21 protein-coding genes, 1 tRNA gene and 1 other RNA gene are annotated in these 20,370 nt (G+C 65.6%); 5 read left to right on the top strand and 18 right to left on the bottom strand.

What is annotated here, in order from left to right:
• Nucleotides 1-70: 70 nt before the first annotated feature.
• A complete protein-coding gene (locus tag JQK15_RS17790; protein WP_099233130.1) occupies nucleotides 71-1,375 on the top strand; it encodes a M20/M25/M40 family metallo-hydrolase in 1,305 nt (434 codons plus the stop codon).
• Nucleotides 1,376-1,425: 50 nt separating this feature from the next.
• Here JQK15_RS17790 and JQK15_RS17785 read toward each other — a convergent pair whose 3' ends face one another.
• The gene (locus JQK15_RS17785; protein ID WP_214866665.1) at nucleotides 1,426-1,959 is read right to left on the bottom strand and encodes a hypothetical protein; all 534 of its coding nucleotides are present in this window, start codon (nucleotides 1,957-1,959) and stop codon (nucleotides 1,426-1,428) included.
• Nucleotides 1,946-2,332 carry a phosphoribosyl-AMP cyclohydrolase gene (gene hisI / locus JQK15_RS17780; RefSeq protein WP_004207696.1) on the bottom strand — a complete coding sequence of 129 codons (387 nt, stop codon included), beginning with the start codon at nucleotides 2,330-2,332 and terminating at the stop codon, nucleotides 1,946-1,948. The genes JQK15_RS17785 and hisI overlap by 14 nt, the downstream gene beginning before the upstream one ends.
• 240 nt (nucleotides 2,333-2,572) lie before the next feature.
• On the opposite strand from hisI, the gene JQK15_RS17775 reads away from it, so the two are divergent.
• The gene (locus tag JQK15_RS17775) at nucleotides 2,573-4,849 is read left to right on the top strand and encodes a TonB-dependent receptor (RefSeq protein WP_010337130.1); all 2,277 of its coding nucleotides are present in this window, start codon (nucleotides 2,573-2,575) and stop codon (nucleotides 4,847-4,849) included.
• Nucleotides 4,850-5,041: 192 nt separating this feature from the next.
• On the opposite strand, the gene JQK15_RS17770 is transcribed toward JQK15_RS17775, so the two are convergent.
• From JQK15_RS17770 to JQK15_RS17720, 11 genes are all read right to left on the bottom strand, one after another.
• Nucleotides 5,042-5,118: transfer RNA gene (locus JQK15_RS17770), tRNA-His, on the bottom strand.
• 82 nt (nucleotides 5,119-5,200) lie between these two features.
• Nucleotides 5,201-5,785 (bottom strand): septal ring lytic transglycosylase RlpA family protein, encoded by a 585-nt coding sequence (locus JQK15_RS17765; protein WP_214866664.1) that lies wholly within the window; start codon nucleotides 5,783-5,785, stop codon nucleotides 5,201-5,203.
• A gap of 241 nt (nucleotides 5,786-6,026) precedes the next feature.
• Complete coding sequence (locus JQK15_RS17760) at nucleotides 6,027-6,299, bottom strand: HU family DNA-binding protein (RefSeq protein ID WP_004207699.1); 273 nt, start codon at nucleotides 6,297-6,299, stop codon at nucleotides 6,027-6,029.
• 162 nt (nucleotides 6,300-6,461) lie between these two features.
• Entirely contained in the window at nucleotides 6,462-8,861 is a 2,400-nt protein-coding gene (gene lon / locus JQK15_RS17755; RefSeq protein ID WP_004207700.1) for an endopeptidase La, read from the bottom strand.
• A gap of 155 nt (nucleotides 8,862-9,016) precedes the next feature.
• Nucleotides 9,017-9,340, bottom strand: a complete 324-nt coding sequence (locus JQK15_RS17750; protein WP_004207701.1) for a YbaB/EbfC family nucleoid-associated protein — start codon at nucleotides 9,338-9,340, stop codon at nucleotides 9,017-9,019.
• The gene (locus JQK15_RS17745; RefSeq protein WP_125999841.1) at nucleotides 9,337-10,962 is read right to left on the bottom strand and encodes a DNA polymerase III subunit gamma/tau; all 1,626 of its coding nucleotides are present in this window, start codon (nucleotides 10,960-10,962) and stop codon (nucleotides 9,337-9,339) included. The genes JQK15_RS17750 and JQK15_RS17745 overlap by 4 nt, the downstream gene beginning before the upstream one ends.
• A gap of 73 nt (nucleotides 10,963-11,035) precedes the next feature.
• Nucleotides 11,036-11,133, bottom strand: an RNA gene (ffs, locus tag JQK15_RS17740) — signal recognition particle sRNA small type.
• A 62-nt stretch (nucleotides 11,134-11,195) separates the two neighbouring features.
• Nucleotides 11,196-12,176: an SGM family class A beta-lactamase gene (gene blaSGM / locus JQK15_RS17735; protein ID WP_214866663.1), complete on the bottom strand. Its 981-nt coding sequence runs from the start codon at nucleotides 12,174-12,176 to the stop codon at nucleotides 11,196-11,198.
• 3 nt (nucleotides 12,177-12,179) lie between these two features.
• Entirely contained in the window at nucleotides 12,180-12,515 is a 336-nt protein-coding gene (locus JQK15_RS17730; RefSeq protein ID WP_010337134.1) for a 2Fe-2S iron-sulfur cluster-binding protein, read from the bottom strand.
• Between the two features lie 19 nt (nucleotides 12,516-12,534).
• On the bottom strand, nucleotides 12,535-13,653 hold the full coding sequence (locus JQK15_RS17725; protein ID WP_214866662.1) for a cysteine desulfurase family protein: 1,119 nt from the start codon (nucleotides 13,651-13,653) through the stop codon (nucleotides 12,535-12,537).
• Nucleotides 13,620-14,654, bottom strand: coding sequence for a cysteine desulfurase family protein (locus tag JQK15_RS17720; protein WP_214866661.1), 1,035 nt, complete (start codon nucleotides 14,652-14,654; stop codon nucleotides 13,620-13,622). The genes JQK15_RS17725 and JQK15_RS17720 overlap by 34 nt, the downstream gene beginning before the upstream one ends.
• Before the next feature lie 152 nt (nucleotides 14,655-14,806).
• Between JQK15_RS17720 and JQK15_RS17715 the strand changes: the two genes are divergently transcribed.
• A complete protein-coding gene (locus JQK15_RS17715; RefSeq protein WP_004207708.1) occupies nucleotides 14,807-15,463 on the top strand; it encodes an alpha/beta hydrolase in 657 nt (218 codons plus the stop codon).
• 512 nt (nucleotides 15,464-15,975) lie between these two features.
• Here the strand turns inward: JQK15_RS17715 and JQK15_RS17710 are convergent.
• The 5 genes from JQK15_RS17710 to JQK15_RS17690 form a co-directional block, all read right to left on the bottom strand.
• Nucleotides 15,976-16,323: a hypothetical protein gene (locus JQK15_RS17710; RefSeq protein WP_017503264.1), complete on the bottom strand. Its 348-nt coding sequence runs from the start codon at nucleotides 16,321-16,323 to the stop codon at nucleotides 15,976-15,978.
• 323 nt (nucleotides 16,324-16,646) lie between these two features.
• Nucleotides 16,647-17,195 (bottom strand): hypothetical protein, encoded by a 549-nt coding sequence (locus JQK15_RS17705; RefSeq protein ID WP_004207710.1) that lies wholly within the window; start codon nucleotides 17,193-17,195, stop codon nucleotides 16,647-16,649.
• A 156-nt stretch (nucleotides 17,196-17,351) separates the two neighbouring features.
• Nucleotides 17,352-17,726 carry an STAS/SEC14 domain-containing protein gene (locus JQK15_RS17700; RefSeq protein WP_214866660.1) on the bottom strand — a complete coding sequence of 125 codons (375 nt, stop codon included), beginning with the start codon at nucleotides 17,724-17,726 and terminating at the stop codon, nucleotides 17,352-17,354.
• A gap of 65 nt (nucleotides 17,727-17,791) precedes the next feature.
• A complete protein-coding gene (locus tag JQK15_RS17695) occupies nucleotides 17,792-18,043 on the bottom strand; it encodes a hypothetical protein (protein WP_017503401.1) in 252 nt (83 codons plus the stop codon).
• Nucleotides 18,044-18,147: 104 nt separating this feature from the next.
• On the bottom strand, nucleotides 18,148-18,312 hold the full coding sequence (locus JQK15_RS17690) for a hypothetical protein (RefSeq protein ID WP_164522474.1): 165 nt from the start codon (nucleotides 18,310-18,312) through the stop codon (nucleotides 18,148-18,150).
• 158 nt (nucleotides 18,313-18,470) lie between these two features.
• Between JQK15_RS17690 and JQK15_RS17685 the strand changes: the two genes are divergently transcribed.
• Both JQK15_RS17685 and JQK15_RS17680 read left to right on the top strand, forming a co-directional pair.
• A complete protein-coding gene (locus tag JQK15_RS17685) occupies nucleotides 18,471-19,580 on the top strand; it encodes a sensor histidine kinase (protein ID WP_214866659.1) in 1,110 nt (369 codons plus the stop codon).
• A 5-nt stretch (nucleotides 19,581-19,585) separates the two neighbouring features.
• On the top strand, nucleotides 19,586-20,335 hold the full coding sequence (locus JQK15_RS17680) for a LytR/AlgR family response regulator transcription factor (protein ID WP_048938447.1): 750 nt from the start codon (nucleotides 19,586-19,588) through the stop codon (nucleotides 20,333-20,335).
• Nucleotides 20,336-20,370 lie beyond the last annotated feature (35 nt).

Below are 20,370 nucleotides of genomic sequence, written 5' to 3'. Positions count from 1 at the left end.
CGCGCCGGCCTCCCCGGCTAGACGGACCCCGGCGCCCATGCCGGTGCGCCCATCATAAAAGGGGTCCAGAATGAAGCGGTTCGCGCTCTGTATAATATTGGCCAGCACGGCCCTGTCGGTTCCGGTCCGTGCCGCGACGCCCACCAGCGCGACCGCACCGGCCGATGCCCGCGCCATTGCCGCGATCCGCGCGCGCCCGGCGGTCAAGGCCGCCTTCGCCGCGCTGGAGGCCGAACATGACCAGTGGGTCGACAATATCGTGACCCTGACCCAGATTCCGGCGCCGCCGTTCAAGGAAGAGGCGCGGGCCAAGGCCTATGCCGACATGTTCCGCGCCGCCGGCCTTACCGATGTGGAGATTGACGAGGGCGGCAATGTGCTGGGCCTGCGCCGTGGCAGCGGCAAGCCCGGCGGCAAGCTGATCGTCGTGTCCGCCCATCTCGACACCGTTTTTCCCGAAGGCACGCCGGTCACGGTCCGGCGTGAAGGCAACAAGCTCCACGCGCCCGGTGTCGGGGACGATGTCGCCGGCCTCGCCACCCAATTGAGCCTGATCAAGGCGATCGTCGGCGCCAATATCAGCGCGCCGATGGACATATTGTTCGTCGGCGATGTCGGCGAGGAAGGCCTGGGCGACCTGCGCGGCATGAAGCAGCTGTTCCACAAGGGCAAATATAAGGACCGCATCGCCAGCTTCTTCTCGATCGACGATGGCTCGGTCGATGGCCTGATCAATGGCGGCGTCGGATCAAAGCGCTATCGCCTGACCTTCACCGGCCCCGGCGGCCACAGCTTCGGCGCCTTTGGCCTGGTCAATCCGATGACGGCGATGAGCCAGGCGATCGTCGATCTCTACAAGATTCCGGTGCCCCAGTCGCCCAAGACGACCTACAGCGCCAGCGTCGTGGGCGGCGGCTCCTCGGTCAACGCCATCCCGCAGGAAGTCTGGCTGCAGGTCGACATGCGATCGGAAAGCGCGGCTGAACTGGCCAAGCTGGAACAGGCGTTCCTCGCCACGGTGGACAAGGCCGTTGAGACCGAAAATGGCGCCCGCTCGATCAAGGAAGGCCCGATCCGCGTCGACAAGAAGGTCGTGGGCGATCGTCCGGCCGGCAGCACTGCCGCCGATACGGCGCTGGTCCGCCAGACCGCCGCCGCCTATGCCGCCGAAGGCGTCACCGCGCGGATGAGCTTCAGCTCGACCGACGCCAATGTGCCGATGAGCCTGGGCATCCCGGCCATCACCATCCCGCGCGCGGCGACCGGCGGCCGGGGTCACTCGCCCGACGAATGGATCGACGTGTCGGCGCCGGAATCGCTCAAGGTCAAGCGGATGGACCTGGTCGCCCTGCTCGCCGCAGCCGGCTATCGCTGATCAACCTGATGGGGCCGGCCAAAATGCCGGCCCTGTTCAGTCCGTCCCGTTCAGTCCGCCTCGCACAGCGGTTCATCCGCGCGATCACGCGCACGCAGGGCCGCGCCCGCATCATTGGCGATGCGCGGGAAGGTCACCCCTTCCAGATTGCCGCGCCCGTCGCACAGCCGGTCACAGGCCATGTCGACCACGCCGGGCAGCGCCACCTGGTCGCCATCATATTGGGCGACGATGATGCACTTCCTGCCGCCGGAAAAGCTCAGGATCAGCTTGTCGCCGGCCCGCCGCGCCGTGCCCGCGCCATGGCAGCTCTGTTCGGTGCCGAAAATCGCCTCCAGCCCGAAACGATAGTCGCCCGACTTGGCAGGAAGGACGCAGAGCGAATCCCGCCCCGCCTCATGCCGCCGCTGGAACAGCCCGACCGGCGCGATCCGCGACGCGTCGGCAATGGCGCCGGTCGCGATCGCCGCGCGCTCCAGCCCCGAAGCCGCGGCCCCGGCGCGATCGGGCGCGGCGGCGCCCGGCGTCGCGGCCTGCTGACACCCGGCCAGAAGACATGCGAGAAAAAGGCTAGTGCGCCGCATCGACACCCGGTTCATCGACCGCGCTCAGCCCATCGGGGCCGATCCGGCGGAAGAAGCAGGACCGCGCGCCGGTGTGGCAGGTCGGTCCCGCCGGCTCGGCCAGCACCCAGACGGCATCCTGGTCACAGTCGATCCGGATGTCGCGCACGCCAAGCATATGGCCGGAACTTTCGCCCTTCTTCCACAGTGATTGGCGGCTGCGCGACCAGAAATGGGCCAGGCCGGTCTCGACCGTCAGCGCCAGCGCTTGCGCATTCATATGCGCCACCATCAGCACTTCCCCCGAGGTGACATGGGTCACCACCGCGGTGATAAGGCCATGGTCATCATATTTGGGGTTGAGGGTCAGCCCCCGGTCGCGTGCGTCATCCATCCGCGCGCTATAATCGGCAATGCGGCCCGTGCGAAGTCCCTTCGGCGCTTTGCATTGGGGCACGGCCTGACAGCCCCATCGGGTCGGACTGTCGCATTTTGGCAAATCTGTTGCACGGATACTACAGAATGGCGACAGTCTTGCTTGCCCCAAGGCCCGCGCGCGCATAGCGTCGCGCGCGATCCGCAACAGCGGACACCAGCAGGGAAACGGATGCCAGGCCAATCAAGGGGGCCAAATATGACATCTTCGCATATCTTCACCAGCATTTCGCGCGGCGCGCTCGCCGTCGCACTCACCGCTCTGGCGCCGATCGGTGCCGCCCATGCCCAGACCGAAGCGCCCGCCGCATCGGGCGAAGGCCTGGGTGAAATCGTCGTCACCGCCTCGCGCCGGGCTGAAAATGCCAAGGACGTGCCGGTCGCCGTGACCGCCATCGGCGGCGAAAAGCTCGACGCCCTCAACAGCAGCGGCCTCGACGTCCGCTTCCTCGCCGCGCGCACGCCCAGCCTTCAGGTCGAAAGCTCGTTCGGCCGCACCTTCCCGCGCTTCTACATCCGCGGCCTTGGCAACACCGATTTCGATCCCAACGCCGCCCAGCCGGTCTCGGTCGTGCTCGACGATGTCGCGCTCGAAAATCCGATGCTCAAGAGCTTCCCGGTGTTCGACCTTGCCAGCGTTGAAGTGCTGCGCGGCCCGCAGGGCACGCTGTTCGGCCGCAACACCCCGGCGGGCGTCGTCAAGATGACCTCGGCCGCGCCGACCGATCATTTCACCGGCTATGCCAGCGCCTCCTGGGCCACCTACAACACCGTCAATGCTGAAGCCGCGATCGGCGGCCCGATCGCCGACGGCCTCAGCTTCCGCGTGTCGGGCCTGCTCCAGCGTCGCGACGACTGGGTCAAGAACGACAATGAAGGCGGCAACGCCGCCAGCGAGCTGGAAGGCTATCGCGACATGGCCGGCCGCGTGCAGCTGGCCTATGAAGCCGGCGACTTCAAGGCGGTGCTGAGCGGTCATTATCGTGACCTCGACGGCAGCCCGCGCGTGTTCCGCGCCAACATCTTCAAGCAGGGCAGCAACCATTTCGTCGACGGCTTCGACAAGGATCATGTGAACCTGGACGGCTATACCAGCCAGTCGATGAAGCAGGGCGGCGGCAATCTGCGCATGCAGCTCCATGTCGACGGCCTGGGCACCTTCTTCTCGACCACCGGCTATGAGAAGGCCAGCGTCGAAAGCACCGGCGACATCGATGGCGGCGGCTGCTACCCCTATACCGGCTGCACCGCCGGCCAGCTCGGCGTCGGCTCGTTCGACTCCAACACCGGCGGCGTGACCAAGCCGGAGGAATTCAGCCAGGAATTCCGCTTCGCGACGGACGACATGAACGGCATCCGCCTGCAGGCGGGCACCTACTTCTTCCACCAGCGCCTGAAATATAACGAATATGCCTATGATCTCGCGGGCAACCGGGTAAGTGCGATCCTGCACAACAACACCAACGAGAATATCGGCCTGTTCGCCTCGGGCGAAGCCAAGGTGACGTCGGCCCTGACGCTGCGTGCCGGCGTGCGTTATTCGCATGACGACAAGCGCGACACGATCACGCTCGATCCGGCGCTCGCCGCCAGCAGCATCTCGTCGCAGCTGATCGGCGTCGACCTGCCGCTCAGCAACACCGCGCAGGGCAGCAACCTGTCCTGGGATGTCAGCGCCACCTATGCGCTCAGCCCCGACGTGAACCTCTATGGCCGTGTCGCCACCGGCTATCAGGGCCCGGCGATCCAGGACCGCGTGACCTTCTTCAGCGTTCCCTCGGTCGCCAAGAAGCAGACCACCATCTCCTATGAAGGCGGCATCAAGGGCGCGATCGCCAACATGGTCCGCTTCGACCTGTCGGCCTATTACTGGAACACCGACGATCTGCAGCTGACGGCTGTCGGCGGCGTCGGCAACTCGGCCCGCCTGATCAACGTGAACAAGGCGGTCGGCTATGGTCTGGAAGGCAATCTGGAGGCGCAGCCGCTCGATCACCTGAACCTGACCGTGGGCGGCAGCTACAACTTCACGGAAATCCGCGACAAGAACGCCTTCGTGGCGGTCTGCGGCTCGGGCATGTGTACGCCCACCGGCAACACCTTCGTCGATGGCGGCACCACCTACAGCTATCTGGACGGCAATGACCTGCCCCAGGCGCCGCGCTACATCGCCAATGCGACCCTGCGCTATGGCATTCCGGTCGGCGATGCGGGCGAAGTCTTCGCCTATACCGACTGGGCCTATCGTAGCAAAATCAACTACTTCCTCTACTCGGCGGCCGAATTCCGCGGCCGTTCGTCGCTGGAGGGTGGCCTCAAGGTCGGTTACAAGTCGAACCATGGTTATGAGATCGCAGCCTTCGCCCGCAACATCACCAACCAGATCCGCGCCGTCAGCGCGATCGACTTCAACAACCTGACCGGCATGATCAACGAACCGCGCATCATTGGCGGCATGATCAAGGCCAGCTTCTAAACCTGGGTCTCAACGCCCCATAGGCGTTAGTCGGCAGAGGAAGGGCGTCCCGCAAGGGGCGCCCTTTCTTGTTGCGCCCAGGGCAGCGGAAAGCCGCCGCCACGCGCCAGGAAAATCACCGAAGCCAGAAACGCGAAAACCCCATCCTGCCAAGGCAGGACGGGGTTTCATTTCGCGCATTCCCGAAGGAAATGGGGCGATCGACGGGATCCGAACCCGCGACCTCCGGTACCACAAACCGGCGCTCTAACCAACTGAGCTACGATCGCCACAGGGGCTGTTGCCCCGCGAGAAGGGCCACATATGCGGCCGCCCCTCCTCCGTCAAGCAGCTTATGTCAAAGGATGAAAATTATCGCCCGGCATCGTTGCCAGACGCCGCCAGACGGGCGCGCAGCACGGCCAGTTCGTCCGCCCCGACGCGCGGCCGTCCCTCCGCCGGCTTGCCCTTGCGCAGCTTCTTGCGATCCTTTTCCGGGGGATCGACGGCGCGAACCCGGACCGCCGCATGGCCCTGCCCGCGAATCCCCAGTTCCTCCGCCGCGCCGCGCGACAGGTCGATGATCCGCCCGCGCGAAAAGGGGCCACGGTCGTTGATCCGCACCAGGATCGTGCGCCCGCTATCCAGCGCCGTCACCTCGACATAGGCGGGCAAGGGCAGGCTGGTGTGCGCCGCCGTGATCCAGCCCGGCCGGAAGCGTTCGCCATTGGCGGTGCGATTGCCCGATTCCGACCCATACCAGCTGGCATAGCCGACCAGGTCATAGCCCGGCTGGTCGGCTGGCACATAGGTGGTGCCGCGCACCGTATAGGGCTTGCCGATGCGCACCGGCATGTCGCTCACCGTACGGAAATTCCCCCCGCCACAGGCCGACAATGTCCCCAGCAGCGCCAAGGCCGCCCCCGAAGTCCCGATACCCCGTCTGATCGTTCTCATGCCCCCTCCTACCCCCGCAGGCGGAGCAGGTCGAGGGCAGCAGGCCGGTCATCGCCGCGATCCGGCGCACAAGGCCATGAAAAAAGGGGCAGAGGCCCCCGGCCCCTACCCCTTCCTTTCGACATGCATGCGCCGGGCGGGTTTCCCCTGCCGCAGCGCCACTCTCCCGCAAACCTACTTCCGACCGCGACGCCGGCAGATCATCAGACGTAAACGCGCCCGAGCGGGCGCGCCTGCATCCTTAGTTGACCGAATCCTTCAGGCCCTTGCCGGCCTTGAACTTCGGCTGCGACGACGCCTTGATCGTCATCGTCTCGCCGGTGCGCGGGTTGCGACCGGTCGAAGCCTTGCGCTGCGACACGGAGAAAGTGCCAAAACCAACCAGGCGCACTTCGTCGCCCTTCTTCAGCGCGCCGGTGATGGCGTCGAACACGCCCTCGACCGCCTTGCTGGCGTCGCTCTTGCTGAGACCGCTGCTTTCAGCGACCGCGCTGATAAGATCCTGCTTGTTCATGCCTTGGGAACCCCCTTTATAGATGTTGGATAGTCAAGGAATCGCGGCGTAGGCGGGGCAATAAGGCCCAGCTTTCAAGCGGTGTCAAAGGGAAAGCGTCAAAAAAGCCGGCGTCGGCGCGTTTTTGCCCCCATGGGCATAAACGCGCCGAAAACCGGGCTTTTAGTGACGGATAGCGGGATCGCCGTCGCGACCCTGGCCGGCGCTGGGCTGCGCCGCCAGATCATCTTCCTCGGTCCAGGTGATCGCTTCGGGCTTGGACACCAGCGCGCGCGCCAGCACCTCGTCGACATGGGACACCGGAACAATCTCCAGCCCCTCGCGGATGTTGGCCGGGATTTCCGCTAGGTCTTTCTCGTTTTCCTGCGGGATCAGCACCGTCTTGATGCCACCACGCAGCGCCGCCAGCAGCTTCTCCTTGAGGCCGCCGATCGGCAACACCCGGCCGCGCAGCGTCACCTCGCCGGTCATCGCCACATCCTTGTGGACGGGAATGCCGGTCAGGGTCGACACGATGGTCGTGACCATGCCGATGCCGGCTGACGGACCATCCTTGGGCACCGCGCCCTCGGGCAGGTGGATATGGATGTCCTTGCGGTTGAACAGGCTCGGCTTGATGCCATAGCCGGGCGAACGCGCCTTCACATAGGAGAAGGCGGCCTGCACCGATTCGTTCATCACTTCGCCCAGCTTGCCGGTCGTCTTGATGAGGCCCTTGCCGGGCACGGTCACCGCCTCGATCGTCAGCAATTCGCCGCCAACCTCGGTCCAGGCCAGACCCGTGACGGCGCCGATCTGATTCTCTTCCTCGCCCACGCCATGGCGGAATTTCCGCACGCCGGCATAGTCGGCCAGGTTTTCGGGCGTGATCTCGACCTTGTCGAACGCGCCTTCCAGGATCTTGCGCAGCGCCTTGCGGGCCAGACGCGCCACTTCCCGCTCCAGCGTGCGGACGCCGGCTTCACGGGTATAGTAACGGATCAGGTCGCGCACCGCGGCCTCGGTCACCTCGAACTCGCCATTCTTCAGGCCATGGGCGTCGATCTGCTTGGGCACCAGATGGCGCTGGGCGATCTCGACCTTCTCATCTTCGGTATAGCCTTCGAGCCGGATGATCTCCATGCGGTCGAGCAGCGGCTGCGGCAGGTTCAGCGAGTTGGCCGTCGTCACGAACATCACGTCGGACAGGTCGACGTCGATCTCCAGATAATGGTCCTGGAACTTGCTGTTCTGTTCGGGGTCCAGCACTTCCAGCAGCGCCGATGCCGGATCGCCGCGGAAATCCTGGCCCAGCTTGTCAATCTCGTCGAGCAGGAACAGCGGGTTCATGGTGCCCGCCTTCTTCAGGTTCGACACGACCTTGCCCGGCAGCGAGCCGATATAGGTGCGGCGATGGCCGCGGATCTCGGCTTCGTCGCGCACACCGCCCAGCGACTGGCGCACGAACTCGCGGCCGGTCGCCTTGGCGATCGAACGGCCCAGCGAGGTCTTGCCGACGCCCGGCGGGCCGACGAGGCACAGGATCGGCCCCTTCAGCTTGTTGGTGCGCGCCTGCACCGCCAGATATTCGATGATCCGGTCCTTGACCTTCTCCAGCGCGAAATGATCCTCGTCCAGGATCGCCTGCGCCTTCTTGAGGTCGGTCTTGACCCGCCCCTTCTTGCCCCAGGGCAGGCCCAGCAGCACGTCGAGATAGTTGCGCACCACCGTCGCTTCGGCCGACATGGGCTGCATGCCCTTGAGCTTCTTCAGCTCGGCCGTCGCCTTGGCGCGGGCTTCCTTGCTCAGCTTCGCCTTGGCGATCTTGTCGGCCAGTTCGGCGAGTTCATCGCCTTCCTCGCCCTCGCCATTGCCCAGCTCGCGCTGGATCGCCTTGAGCTGCTCGTTCAGATAATATTCGCGCTGGGTCTTTTCCATCTGGCGCTTCACGCGGCCACGGATCTTCTTCTCGACCTGCAGCACGCCCAGCTCGCCTTCCATGAAGGCAAAGACCATCTCCAGCCGCTTGACCGGATCGGGCTCGACCAGCAGCGACTGCTTGTCGGCAACCTTGACGTTGATGTTGGCGGCGACGGAATCGGCCAGGCGACCGGCATCGTCGATCTCGCGCAGCTGCACCGGCGTTTCGGCCGGCAGCTTCTTGTTGAGCTTGGCGTAATTCTCGAACTGCTCGGCCACCGAGCGCATCAGCGCAGCGGCTTCCGGACCTTCGGCGACGATCTCCTCGACCGGCGCGACCTCGGCGACCAGATAGCCCGCTTCGGCCGGCGCCAGATCGGCCAGCTGGGCGCGATGCTTGCCCTCGACCAGCACGCGCACCGTGCCGTCGGGCAGCTTGAGCAGTTGCAGCACCACCGACACCACGCCGGTGTCATACAGCGCGTCCTTGCCCGGATCATCCTCGGCCGGGTCGAGCTGGGACACCAGGAAGATTTCCTTATTGCCCTCCATCGCCGCTTCCAGCGCGGCGACGCTCTTGTCGCGACCGACGAAAAGCGGGACGATCATCTGCGGGAAGACGACGATGTCGCGCAGCGGCAGAAGGGGATATTGCGTAGTCATTCACTCTCCAGGGCCGGACTTGCGGCCCGTCATGCGGTTCATCGCCTTTATGGGGATGCCCGTCGCGTCAATCAATCAGCGATCACCATATTGCTGCAACGATGAACAAGGGCTTATCCGCCAGCGGCAGCCCCGGAACGGCAGTGCGCGCCGGCTCAGAAGGGCAGCTTGAAGCCCGGCGGCAGCGGCAGGCCGGCGGTCATCTTGCCCATTTCGGTGTTGCTGACCTCGTCCGCCTTCTTGCGCGCATCGTTGAACGCGGCGGTGATAAGGTCTTCCAGCATCTGCTTTTCCGACGGCGCCAGCAAGCTGTCGTCGATCGAAACGCCCAGGATGCGGCCCTTGGCCGACGCCTTCACCTTGACCAGGCCGCCACCGGCCGCACCCTCGACTTCCAGCTTGTCCAGATTGTCCTGCGCGCGCTGCAGTTCTTCCTGCACGCGGCTGGCCATCCCCAATATTTCGTTCAGATCCTTCATGCTTCGGCACTCCATTGTTCCGGCTCGTCCGAATGGACCAGCTCGGCATCGGGGAAGGCGTCCATTGCCGCCTTGACCACCGGGGTTTCCAAAATTGCGGCGCGGCTGTCGGCCAGCTGGCGCTGTTCATTGGCCAGCAGGGTCGGCTTGGCCTCCCCCTCGCCCTGCGTCACCGTCCAGGCGACGCCGGTCACCTCGCGCAGCGCCGGGATGATCCGGGTAGCGAAGTCGGGCGACAGGCTGGCCGTGCCGCGATACTCCAGCATTGGCGGATCATAGCGGATGATCCCCACGCAATCATGCATTTCCTGCGCCAGATGCCCCTTGCTCTTCTGCCAGAAGGCTTCGATCAGATCCTCGAATGTGGCAGGCAGGCTGGACGCGGGTTCCGGCGCGGGCGCGGCGGCGGCGGGCGCCTGGCCCGGCATCGCCGGCGCGGCCATCGGCACCCCGCCCTGCAGCATCCGGGCAAGGTCGCTGGGATCGGGCATGGTCGCGGCATGCATCACGCGCAGCAGCGCCATCTCGCACGCCTCGATCGGCAGGGCGGCGGTCGCCACCTCGTCATGGCCCTTGAGCATCAGCTGCCACAGCCGATGCAGCGGGCCAAAGCCGATCTGCGACGCCCAGTCGGCCAGCGCGCCGCGCTCCTCGTCGGACTGGCCCGGCGTCGCAATGTCGCGCCCGGCCTTCACCAGCGTGACCGCATGCACCAGTTCCAGCAGGCCGCGCATCAGCGACAGCGGCTCGACCCCCAGCGCATATTGATCGCGCACCCCGCCCAGCAGCGCGGCGGTATCGCCCTCCAGCAGCAGGCCGAGCAGCCGGCGGGTGGAGCCGCGATCCGACAGGCCCAGCATCTCGCGCACCTGCGCGGCCGTAACCATCGGCTCGCCCTCGCCCATTTCGGCATGGGCGATCGCCTGATCGAGGATCGACAAGCCGTCACGCGCGGAGCCTTCGGCCGCCTGCGCGATCAGCGACAGCGCATCGGGTTCGGCCGCGACCTGTTCGGCCTCGACCACATGGGCGAAATGGCCGGCCAGCATCTCGGCCGGGATGCGGCGCAGGTCGAACCGCTGGCAGCGCGACAGCACCGTCACCGGCACCTTGTTCACCTCGGTCGTGGCGAACAGGAATTTCACATGGGCCGGCGGCTCCTCCAAGGTCTTGAGAAGCGCGTTGAACGCGTTCTTCGAGAGCATATGGACTTCGTCGATGATGTAGATCTTGTAGCGCGCCGACACGGCGGCATAGCGCACCGCCTCGATGATCTCGCGCACGTCGTCGACGCCGGTATGGCTGGCGGCGTCCATCTCGACCACGTCGATATGCCGGCCCTCGGCAATCGCCATGCAGGGTTCGCACACGCCGCACGGGTCGATCGTCGGCCCGCCCTGCCCATCCGGGCCGATGCAGTTCAGCGCCTTGGCGATCAGCCGCGCGGTCGACGTCTTGCCGACCCCGCGCACGCCGGTCATCAGGAAAGCATGGGCCAGGCGGCCGCGCCGGATCGCATTGCCCAGCGTCTGGACCATGGCGTCCTGCCCGATCAGCTCGCGAAAGTTGCGCGGACGATATTTGCGCGCAAGCACGCGATAGGGCTGAGGGGAATCGGACATGCCTGTTTCCTAACCGTTCAGATGCGGCTTGTCGAAGCCCGTTCGGACCTTGCGAAGAGATGATGCTGTGCGGAAAGGTGGGAGCCGGAACGACCCGCAGAAAAATCGTTGTGGCTGCTTCCGTCAGGACCTGACCAGGTTGGCGACGACTACGTCCGCCCGACTCCCGGCCGGGCATATGGCGAACTCATGACAGGAAGGCAAGGGCTTCCATGCCCTTGCCTTCCTGAAAGCTAGTCCAGCCCGCTCTTCTGCGCCTTGCTGACGAATTCCAGCGCCGAATGGGCGGCCTCGGCGATCGCTGCCTCGGCCTTCTTGTCGTCCACGGTCGGCCGGTCGAGATAGATGGCCAATATATATTCCTCGCCCGCCGGCGACTTCACCAGTGCGACGTCATTATAGGCGGTGCCGCAGCTGCCGGTCTTGCTGCCCGAGGTCCAGCCTTCGGGCAGGCCCGCCTTGATCCTTTTGTCGCCGGTGGTGCTGGCATTGAGCCAGCCGCGCAGCCTGTCGGCATCGGCCGCAGCCATATCGCGGAACAACAGCCGTCCCATCAGCCCGGCCATCGCCGCCGGACTGGTCGTGTCGCGCGGATCGCCCGCAATATTCTCGTTCAACTCGGGTTCGATACGGTCGAGCCGCGTGATCTTGTCGCCATGGGCACGGATGAAGGAGGTCAGCCCCTCCGGCCCGCCCAGCATCGGCAGCAACAGGTTGGCGGCGCTGTTGTCGCTCACTTCGACCGCCGCCTCGGCCAGTTCGGCCATCGACATGCGGCCGCGCTTCTTGTTCTTCTTCACGACGGGCGCGTAATCGAGAATATCGTCATTGGTGAAGGGTATCTCCCCCTCCAACCCGAACTTGCCGCCCTGCGCGCCGATCAGCACGGCAGCAGCCAGCGGCGCCTTGAAGGTCGAGCACATGGCAAAGCGATCATCGCGGTTGAAACCCAGGATCAGCGCGCCGTCGCGATCGACCAGCGCGATGCCCATGCGCCCGCCGGTCTCCTCCTCGATCTCCTTGGGATTGCGGACGGAGGTGAGCGCGGATTGCGGCACCAGATAGCGTGGTGCGGGCGGCATCAATGTCGGCAGGGTCGGCACCTCTTCCGCCTTCTTGGCCGGCGCCTTCTTCTTGGGCGCGGCCGACAGCGGCAAGGCCACGACCAGACAGGCGGTCAGCGCCGCGAGCGAGAGGGATTTGCGCAGCGCCATGGCTTACATACCTTGCATATTGTTGAATTCGCCAGGGATACGGACAGTCAGCGCGTCCAGTTGCTCGGACAGGATGATCTGGCAGGCCAGGCGGCTGGTGCGGGTCGCCGCAGCGGCCAGGTCCAGCATATCCTCCTCATCCTCGCTCGCGCGCGGCAGGCGGTCGAAATCGGCGGCATCGACGATGACATGGCAGGTCGAACAGGCCATCTGCCCTTCGCATGTTCCTTCCAGCGGCTGACCCGCCGCCTGTGCAACCTCCAGCAGGACGGACCCGGCAGGCGCATCGACCTCCAGTCGATTTTCGCCGTCGGCGCTGATGAAGGTGACCATGGTCATGCTATGCGATGCTCCCTGCTCACGGCGCCGCTTGTGCGGTCGCCGCCCCGTTAATCACCTTCGCAGCCTCCTCCAGTTCGGCCGGTGTCGTGTATCGGCCAAAGCCGATCCGCACCGATCCGCGCGCCTGACCGTCTGAAAGACCCAAGGCGCGCAGCACATGGCTAGGCCGCCCGGACCCGCTCGCGCAAGCGCTGCCGAGCGAAAAAGACACATTGCGGCAATCGGACAACAATCGCGCGCCGTCGATCCCGGCGCGACGAATGTTGAGATTGCCGGGATAACGCGCGTCGGCGCTGCCGTTCAGCGTCCAGTCGGCAAACAGCGCGCGCGCCTGCGCAGACAGCGCCGCCAAATGCGCTTGATCGGCCTCCGCCTGCTCCCGCATCAGGCACGCCGCCACGCCAAAGCCGGCGCACAGGGCGGGCGACAAGGTGCCCGACCGCAGCCCGCCTTCCTGCCCGCCGCCATGGATCAGCGGGTCGATCTTCACCCCGTCGCGCAGCCACAGCGCGCCGATCCCCTTGGGCCCGTGGATCTTGTGCGCGCTGATCGCCACCATGTCGCATTGGTCGGGGATCGGCACCCGGCCATAGCCCTGCACCGCGTCGCACAGGAACAGCGCGCCCGCGCCATGGGCCAGGTCGGCCAGCGCGCCGACCGGCTGGATCACGCCAATCTCATTATTGACCAGCATCGCGACGACCAGCGCTACCCCGGGCACGATCGCCCGCGCCGCCGCCGCCAGATCGACCAGCCCGTCGCCATCCACCGGCAAGACCGTCACCGCCCGGCCCGTCCGCCGCATCGCCGCCACCGTATCCAGTACGGCGGCATGTTCGGTCGCGATGGTGACGATGTCGCCCGTCGGCGCGCCCTGGATCGCGATGTTCAGCGCCTCGGTCGCGCCGGAGGTGAAGAGCAGCCTGCCGCCCGGCGGCAGCAACTGGCCGATCGCATCGCGCGCCAGTTCCACCTGCGCCGCGACCATGCGGCCGGCGCGATGCGCGCTGTGCGGATTGGCGAACTGGTCGCGCAGCAGCGGCACCATCGTCTCGAAGGCTTCGGGCGCCAGCGGCGTCGTCGCCTGATAGTCGAGATAGATCACCGGCTCGCCCGCTCCGCCATGGCGGTCCATGTGGTCAGGAAGCGATCGACATCGCCCACGCTCGTCTGCGGGCCGAAACTCACCCGCACCACCTCGCCCGCCGCCGCCGCGTCCCAGCCCATCGCGCCCAGCACATGGCTGGTCTTGAGCGATCCGGACGAACAGGCGCTGCCCGCCGACACGGAAATGCCGGCCAGGTCGAACTGGATCAGCTGCGCCCGCGCCGACAGGCCGGGCATGCGATAGCTGGCGATCGCCGGCAAACGCGGCGCGTCACGCGCGACGATCTGCCCGCCCGCCGCCTCGATCCCGGCGTCCAGCCTTGCCCGCAGCGCCGCGGCCACCGGCATCCAATCGCCCCGTGCCTCCAGTGCTGCCGCCATCGCCATGATCGCCGGCAGATTTTCGGTGCCGGCACGGTAGCCCTGCTCCTGCCCGCCGCTCGGTTCGACCAGCGCCAGGTCGCGGATCAGCAGCGCGCCGATCCCCGGCGGCCCGCCGAACTTGTGCGCGCTGATCGCGACCATGTCGGCGTCGGGCAGGGCCAGCTTGCCCGCACTCTGGGCGCAATCGGCAAACAGCAGCAGCCCCGCGCGCCGGAAATCCGCCAGTGGCTGGATCACGCCCGTTTCGTTGTTCACATGCTGGATCGCGACCAGACTGCCCGGCGCCAGTTCCGGCAACAGCACCCGGCCATCGCCATCCACCGCCAGCCGCTCGGCCTCCCTGGTCACGCGCAGCACCGCATCATGCTCGACCGGCGAGGTGATGATTCGCGCCGCCTTGGCGCGGGTCAGCGCGATGGCGATCGCCTCGCTCGCGCCGGAGGTGAAGAAGGCATGGCCATCCCATCCCAGCGCCGCCGCGATCCGCCGCCGCGCATCCTCCAGCATCGCCCGCGCCGCGCGCCCGTCGCTGTGCGGGCTGGAAGGGTTGGCCCAGCCGGCCATCGCGGCGACCATCGCGGCCTGCGCCTGCGGCAGCATCGGGGTGGTCGCGGCATGATCGAGATAAAGGCGGTCGGCGGCCAAGCGGAACTACTCATTGATTGCGGAAATGGCGGCGGCATCTATATAGGCGGATTGCCGCGCTGCGCCAGCGTGAAGGCCATATGGCCAAGCCCCGGCGCGCGCACGGACCCTTTCCCCGCTGCCCCGTGGCAGCCCAGACCATAACAGGTGCCATGCCCGACGTCATTTTCCCCGGACCCGAAGGTCGCCTCGAAGGCCGCTTCAGCCCCCCGCCCCGCCCGCGCGCGCCGGTCGCCATGATCCTGCACCCGCATCCGCAGGGCGGCGGCACGATGAACGACCGCATCACCCAGGCACTCTACAAGACCTTCGTGAAGCGTGGCTTTGCCGTGCTGCGCTTCAACTTCCGTGGCGTCGGCCGCAGCCAGGGCACGTTCGACAATGGCATTGGCGAACTCAGCGATGCCGCAGCCGCGCTCGACTGGGTGCAGAGCTTCCACCCCGAAGCGCAGACCACCTGGATCGCCGGTTTCTCCTTCGGCGCCTGGATCGGCATGCAGCTGCTGATGCGCCGCCCGGAAATCCGCGGCTTCATCTCGGTCGCGCCGCCGGCCAACATGTATGATTTCTCCTTCCTGGCGCCCTGCCCCTCGTCGGGCATCATCGTCCAGGGCACGGCGGACGAAGTGGTGACCGCCAGCGCGGTGCAGAAGCTGGTCGACAAGCTGCGCACCCAGAAGGGCATCACCATTCATCATGACGAGATCAAGGGAGCCAACCACTTCTTCGAGCATGAGCTGGACCAGCTGATGAAGTCGGTCGACAATTATCTCGACATGCGCCTGTCGCCGGACTCGCCGATCCGCTGAGGACCGGCCCGATCGGGATCATGGAGGGGCTGCCGCCGCGCAGCCCCTTTTTCTTTGCCCGCACGAACCGCCTGCCGATCAGGACCGGAACCATGCCGAGCCGCATCCAGCACCGATCCGCGAGCGCATGTCGATCAGCCTGACCTTCGTGATCTCCAGGCCCCGTCTCCGACCTTTTGTAGCGGGACGCCCCCCCCCGTCTCCCGCCATGAAGCCTTGATGGCTCCCGCCCAGAAAGAGCGCCCTCCACTTACTCGACGGCTTCTCCCAAAAGCTGACCTTGGCATATCCGTCATCCCGGACTTGATCCGGGATCCATTCAGCACTCCCTATCTGGCGTAGTGCAAGATGGATCCTGACCTCCGTCAGGATGACGCCCGTGACGATTGGCAGGTTTCGACCAATTCTTGCCCCCCTTCTATTCATTTGGATCGTTGAAAGCCGCCGCTCATTTAGATGGCGAATTGAAGGAAAAGGGACAGATTTGGCAGGAGGGCAGCGGCAGGTTTAGGTCAGTGATCCCTGAACCAGCGAGCGACGGCTTCAATCACGCCTTCTGAATGACATCTGCCCTTTCCGGTGGTGATGTGAGGGCCTTCGACGCGTGAATATTCGGGATTAGCCAAATCAAGATCGAAGGTGAAAGATGCCCCGTCCCGAGTGATAAGATGCCCGATCACCGTGTCGTCCCCATCGGGGGTGACGCCTAAAATCATCACATCCGACCGCGCCAGTCCGAACATCTCAAGATTGCTATACAGCTTCTCTGAAGCGTTGATCCCCTCGAAGTTATCGAAGAAGATGGTGCCCGCACGCATTCGCTGGTTGAGGACGATCAGATCGGAAGCGAAATCCTTCATACCGCTAGACCTACTGCACATCGAAACGTTCGCAAATGGGCCATTGTTGGCCAATGATTTTTCACCACGCGGTGTCAGCTATTGCCAGCTATCTCTCCAAAAGCTGACAGACTGATAACCACCCAAATCCCACCCGGTGAAGGCTGTGATTTTCCTGTTCTTCGAGAGCAAGAGATGATGGAGGACGGTCGAGCGCCGCGCGGTTCATGCGCGCGGCGCCGTGAAGAAGGCGGAGGAAGGACAGGCCGCACGCCGCCTGACCACCAGCCAAGCCGCCATCCCGCCCGCGCCCTCCCCAGGGGCGCCGGCAGGATCAGGCCGGATCAGTTGGCCTTGGACAGGTCCACCTTCTCGACCCATTCGGGGTAGAAGGTCGGTTCGCGGTTGGACCAGCCGACCGCCGTGGCTGCCGCCTCACTGATCGACTGCAACAGCAGCCGCCGCTTTTCGGGATGCAAATGCGGCAGGCTTGCCGCCGCACAGAAGGCGCCCGGCAGCCAGGGCCGCGCCCCCGCCCCCAGCAGTCGCTCATAGAGGAAGCGATAGGCCGAGAAGCTCGCCAGACGGTCCTGCCCCAGGTCAAAGGCGGACACCGTCACCAGCGGCGCCATGAACGGCTCCACCTGGTCCAGCCCGCTATCGTCGGGAACATGCGCCTTGATCTCGTCAAGCCGGCCATAGATGCGCGCCTGGGCGCGGATGCTGGCTTCCTCGACCATGTCGCGCGACCATAGCTTCATCGCGTCGCGGCGATGCAGCCCGATGTCCAGCGATCTGCGAATATATCTTTGCGTGGCCGACGGGAAACTGGCGAATTCCCGCAATTCCGCCAGGGTAATGGCCCCGTCCGCCGGTCTTGCACTCGTGCCCATTGCTCATGCCCTCCGACTTGAAGTCGATCAGCAGAACATGCGCCCCGCATGGTTAGCAAAGGCTTAACGGGCACCTGTCCCACCGATTGTCACAAGGGACCAGATTTCTTTTTGCAGTGCAACATGATATTTTTGTGAAATGCGACAGACGGAGGATTATGCCTGCGCTTCAACCGCTTCGGGTGCCAGCAGCCAAGCGAGGCCGGCCGTTGCATCATCGAATATCCGCAGATAGGGCTGCGTCATTTCTCGCTTCACCTGCAACCGGGTGATCGCGCTGCCGGTGATGATGGCGATCCGCCGCGCCTTGGGGAAATCGCCCAGATTCGCGCGGAAGGACGCGACCGCCTCCTGCGGCTGGGCGCTGCTGGCGCTCATGTCCATGCGCAGCAGATAGCCCGGCTTGAACCCCTCGGCCAGGAAGCGGGCCTTGCACTCGCGGGCATAAGCCGCGACTTCCTGCGCCGTGAACAGCTTGGACCATTTGATGTCCAGCAGGTTCAGATCATGGCGAAATTCGATGTGGTACATGGCGCAGTCTCCTGCGCGCTCCCTGCCATGACCGGGTTAATATTTCGCCTCCGGGGCGCCCCTGCTCAGGCCGGGCGCCGCTCCAGCACCGCGCCGATCATGCTGCGCCACACCGCCACGTCGCCGGCCCGCGCCATGTCGGCATCGGGTTCGCGCAGCGTGTGCAATATCGCATAGGCATCGTCGACATGGTCGGGCCAGGCCGCATCCACCGCGCCCGCCGCATGGGGATCCTGGCCGCCGCCATTCAGGCTGAGCTGGCGCCCGGCCAGCACGCGGGCAATGCGTTCGATCGCGGGGGTGGTGGAAGTCGGCATCGTCGTCTGCTCCTCTCGCGCGGGAAGCCGGCCTGCCGCCTGATGGCGGTCGGGGCCGCGCTTGCCCGACTGGAATAACATGGATTTTCGCGGTCCGCTATCGGTCAGCGCTCGGGCTTTTCGGGCCGGGGCTTTTCGGGAAACCCCGAAGACGGCACCGGTTCGCCGTCATCGTCCGGCCGGCTGGTCGCGGGCGGGTCCGACGCGTCCATGCTGTCTTCCAGCGCCTCGTCCAGCTTCTTCTCGCTCTCGCGCTTCGTATCGCTCATCTGCGCGTCTCCTTTTCTCCTGCCGGATCAACCGACAGGAGCCAGCGCCGGTTCCCCGCCAGTGCCCCACGCCGCCGCTTCGACCAACCGCCAAGCCGCTTCGACCAGCATCGCGCGCAGGGGGCGACAGCGCCGGCAAGCTGGCGTAGATATCATCCATGACACTTCCCACCGAAGAGGGGCCGCGCGGCGTTTCGCCGACCGCCGCCCTCTATTCCATCATCGGCTTCTGGTTCTTCTACGCGATCCTCATCAGCGTGCGGGCGCTGGTGGTGGGCTTCGACTATCAGGGCGAAATGGCCGCCCGCCGCGCCGTGGTGACGTTGATCGGCATCATCGTGACCTGGATTCTCTATCTGGCGATACGCCGGTTCGATGCCAAGCCGCTGGCGGTCCGCATCGTCGCCGCCTTCTCGCTCGCCGCGCCCTTCGCGCTCGCGATGGCGGTCGCCAACTATTATGTCTTCAACATCTATGACCCGATGGGCATGTTTCCCGACATGGACCAGCAGAAATATGAGGCCCAGTCCCATGCGCTGATCTATATCGTCGATGACGCCGTCAGCCGCTATTTCTTCCTGTCTGCCTGGGCCGGTCTCTATCTCGGCCTGTCCTATGCCAGCGAGGCGCATCGCACCGAACGCCGCGCCGCGCGCCTCGAACGCGCCGCGCAACAGGCCGAACTGCGCTCGCTGCGCTATCAGGTGAACCCGCATTTCCTGTTCAACACGCTGAACTCGCTCTCCTCGCTGGTGATGAAGGACCGGCGCGACGAGGCCGAACAGATGATCATGTCGCTCTCCAATTTCTACCGCACCAGCCTCACCGGCGATCCGCTCGATGACGTGCAACTGGAAGAGGAAGTCCATCTCCAGAAACTCTATCTGGATATCGAGGCGGTGCGCTTCCCCGACCGGCTGGCTACCCGGATCGACATTCCCGCCGACCTGCTGACCGCCTGCGTGCCGGGCCTGATCCTCCAGCCCTTGGTCGAAAATGCGATCAAATATGGCGTCTCGCGCACTTCCAGCCCGGTCGCCATCACCATCCGCGCGCGCGAGGAGCATGGCCTGCTGCACCTCACCGTCACCGATAATGGCGACAAGCCGCCCAGCGCCGGCGATGGCGGCAGCGGCATCGGCCTCGCCAATGTGCGCGACCGCCTGTCCGCCCGCTTTGGCGATCAGGGCCGGATCGACTATGGTCCACAAGCCGATGGCGGCTTTGCCGTCAATCTCTTCCTTCCGCTCAACCGCCGGGGGTGCTGACGCCCATGTCCATCCGCACCATGATCGTCGATGATGAGCCGCTCGCGGTCGAGCGATTGCAGATGCTGTGCGCGCGCGAGCCGCGCATCGCGCTGGTCGGCACCGCCAATGATGGCGAGGCGGCGCTGCGCCTGGTCGAGGCCCTCAAGCCCGACCTGCTGCTGCTCGACATCGCCATGCCGCTGCTCGACGGCATCGGCGTCGCCCGCGCGATCAGCCAGATGGGCATCCGCCCGGCGATCATCTTCGTCACCGCCTTCGAAAGCTTCGCGGTCGAGGCGTTCGATCTTGCCGCGGTCGATTATCTGCTCAAGCCCGTCGCCCATGACCGCCTGACCCGCGCGGTCGACCGGGTCGAACAGGCGCTGCGCAGCCGCGATGGCGAAGATGGTACCCCACCCGCCCCGGCCGAACCCGCGCCCGAATGGGCCGAGGAATTCTGGGTGCCGCACCGTTCCGAACTGGTCCGCATCGCCGCCGACCAGATCGACCGGATCGAGGCGGAGCGCGACTATATGCGCCTCCATGTCGGCGCCCATAGCTATTTGCTGCACCAGACCATCAGTTCGCTGGAGGAACGGCTCGATCCGCAGGCGTTCGTCCGCCTGCATCGATCGCACATCGTCCGCCGCCCGCATATCGCGCGGCTGCGTCACGACGGCAGCGGCGTCTGGTTCGCGGCGCTGGCCGACGGCAACGAGATCCGCATCGGCCGCACCTATCTCGCCAATGCGCGGGCGATGACGGGACGCTGAGAGGCCTTTTGGACATGCGCCTCCGGGCGCTGCTA

It is taken from the genome of Sphingobium sp. BHU LFT2 (assembly GCF_018604485.1).
Classification (GTDB): domain Bacteria; phylum Pseudomonadota; class Alphaproteobacteria; order Sphingomonadales; family Sphingomonadaceae; genus Sphingobium; species Sphingobium yanoikuyae_A.
The sequence above is the reverse complement of the archived record's forward strand: the minus strand, read 5'-3'. Positions and strand labels throughout refer to the sequence as shown.

Coding starts and splice junctions, on each gene's coding strand:
- JQK15_RS17730 (WP_010337134.1), bottom strand. CDS start 12,515: ATGACCATGGTCACCTTCATCAGCGCCGACGGCGAAAATCGACTGGAG.
- hisI (WP_004207696.1), bottom strand. CDS start 2,332: ATGGATGACGCACGCGACCGGGGGCTGACCCTCAACCCCAAATATGAT.
- JQK15_RS17775 (WP_010337130.1), top strand. CDS start 2,573: ATGACATCTTCGCATATCTTCACCAGCATTTCGCGCGGCGCGCTCGCC.
- JQK15_RS17790 (WP_099233130.1), top strand. CDS start 71: ATGAAGCGGTTCGCGCTCTGTATAATATTGGCCAGCACGGCCCTGTCG.
- JQK15_RS17680 (WP_048938447.1), top strand. CDS start 19,586: ATGTCCATCCGCACCATGATCGTCGATGATGAGCCGCTCGCGGTCGAG.
- JQK15_RS17700 (WP_214866660.1), bottom strand. CDS start 17,726: ATGTACCACATCGAATTTCGCCATGATCTGAACCTGCTGGACATCAAA.
- JQK15_RS17760 (WP_004207699.1), bottom strand. CDS start 6,299: ATGAACAAGCAGGATCTTATCAGCGCGGTCGCTGAAAGCAGCGGTCTC.
- JQK15_RS17690 (WP_164522474.1), bottom strand. CDS start 18,312: ATGAGCGATACGAAGCGCGAGAGCGAGAAGAAGCTGGACGAGGCGCTG.
- blaSGM (WP_214866663.1), bottom strand. CDS start 12,176: ATGGCGCTGCGCAAATCCCTCTCGCTCGCGGCGCTGACCGCCTGTCTG.
- JQK15_RS17765 (WP_214866664.1), bottom strand. CDS start 5,785: ATGAGAACGATCAGACGGGGTATCGGGACTTCGGGGGCGGCCTTGGCG.
- JQK15_RS17745 (WP_125999841.1), bottom strand. CDS start 10,962: ATGTCCGATTCCCCTCAGCCCTATCGCGTGCTTGCGCGCAAATATCGT.
- JQK15_RS17750 (WP_004207701.1), bottom strand. CDS start 9,340: ATGAAGGATCTGAACGAAATATTGGGGATGGCCAGCCGCGTGCAGGAA.
- lon (WP_004207700.1), bottom strand. CDS start 8,861: ATGACTACGCAATATCCCCTTCTGCCGCTGCGCGACATCGTCGTCTTC.
- JQK15_RS17725 (WP_214866662.1), bottom strand. CDS start 13,653: ATGGACCGCCATGGCGGAGCGGGCGAGCCGGTGATCTATCTCGACTAT.
- JQK15_RS17695 (WP_017503401.1), bottom strand. CDS start 18,043: ATGCCGACTTCCACCACCCCCGCGATCGAACGCATTGCCCGCGTGCTG.
- JQK15_RS17685 (WP_214866659.1), top strand. CDS start 18,471: ATGACACTTCCCACCGAAGAGGGGCCGCGCGGCGTTTCGCCGACCGCC.
- JQK15_RS17715 (WP_004207708.1), top strand. CDS start 14,807: ATGCCCGACGTCATTTTCCCCGGACCCGAAGGTCGCCTCGAAGGCCGC.
- JQK15_RS17785 (WP_214866665.1), bottom strand. CDS start 1,959: ATGCGGCGCACTAGCCTTTTTCTCGCATGTCTTCTGGCCGGGTGTCAG.
- JQK15_RS17705 (WP_004207710.1), bottom strand. CDS start 17,195: ATGGGCACGAGTGCAAGACCGGCGGACGGGGCCATTACCCTGGCGGAA.
- JQK15_RS17710 (WP_017503264.1), bottom strand. CDS start 16,323: ATGAAGGATTTCGCTTCCGATCTGATCGTCCTCAACCAGCGAATGCGT.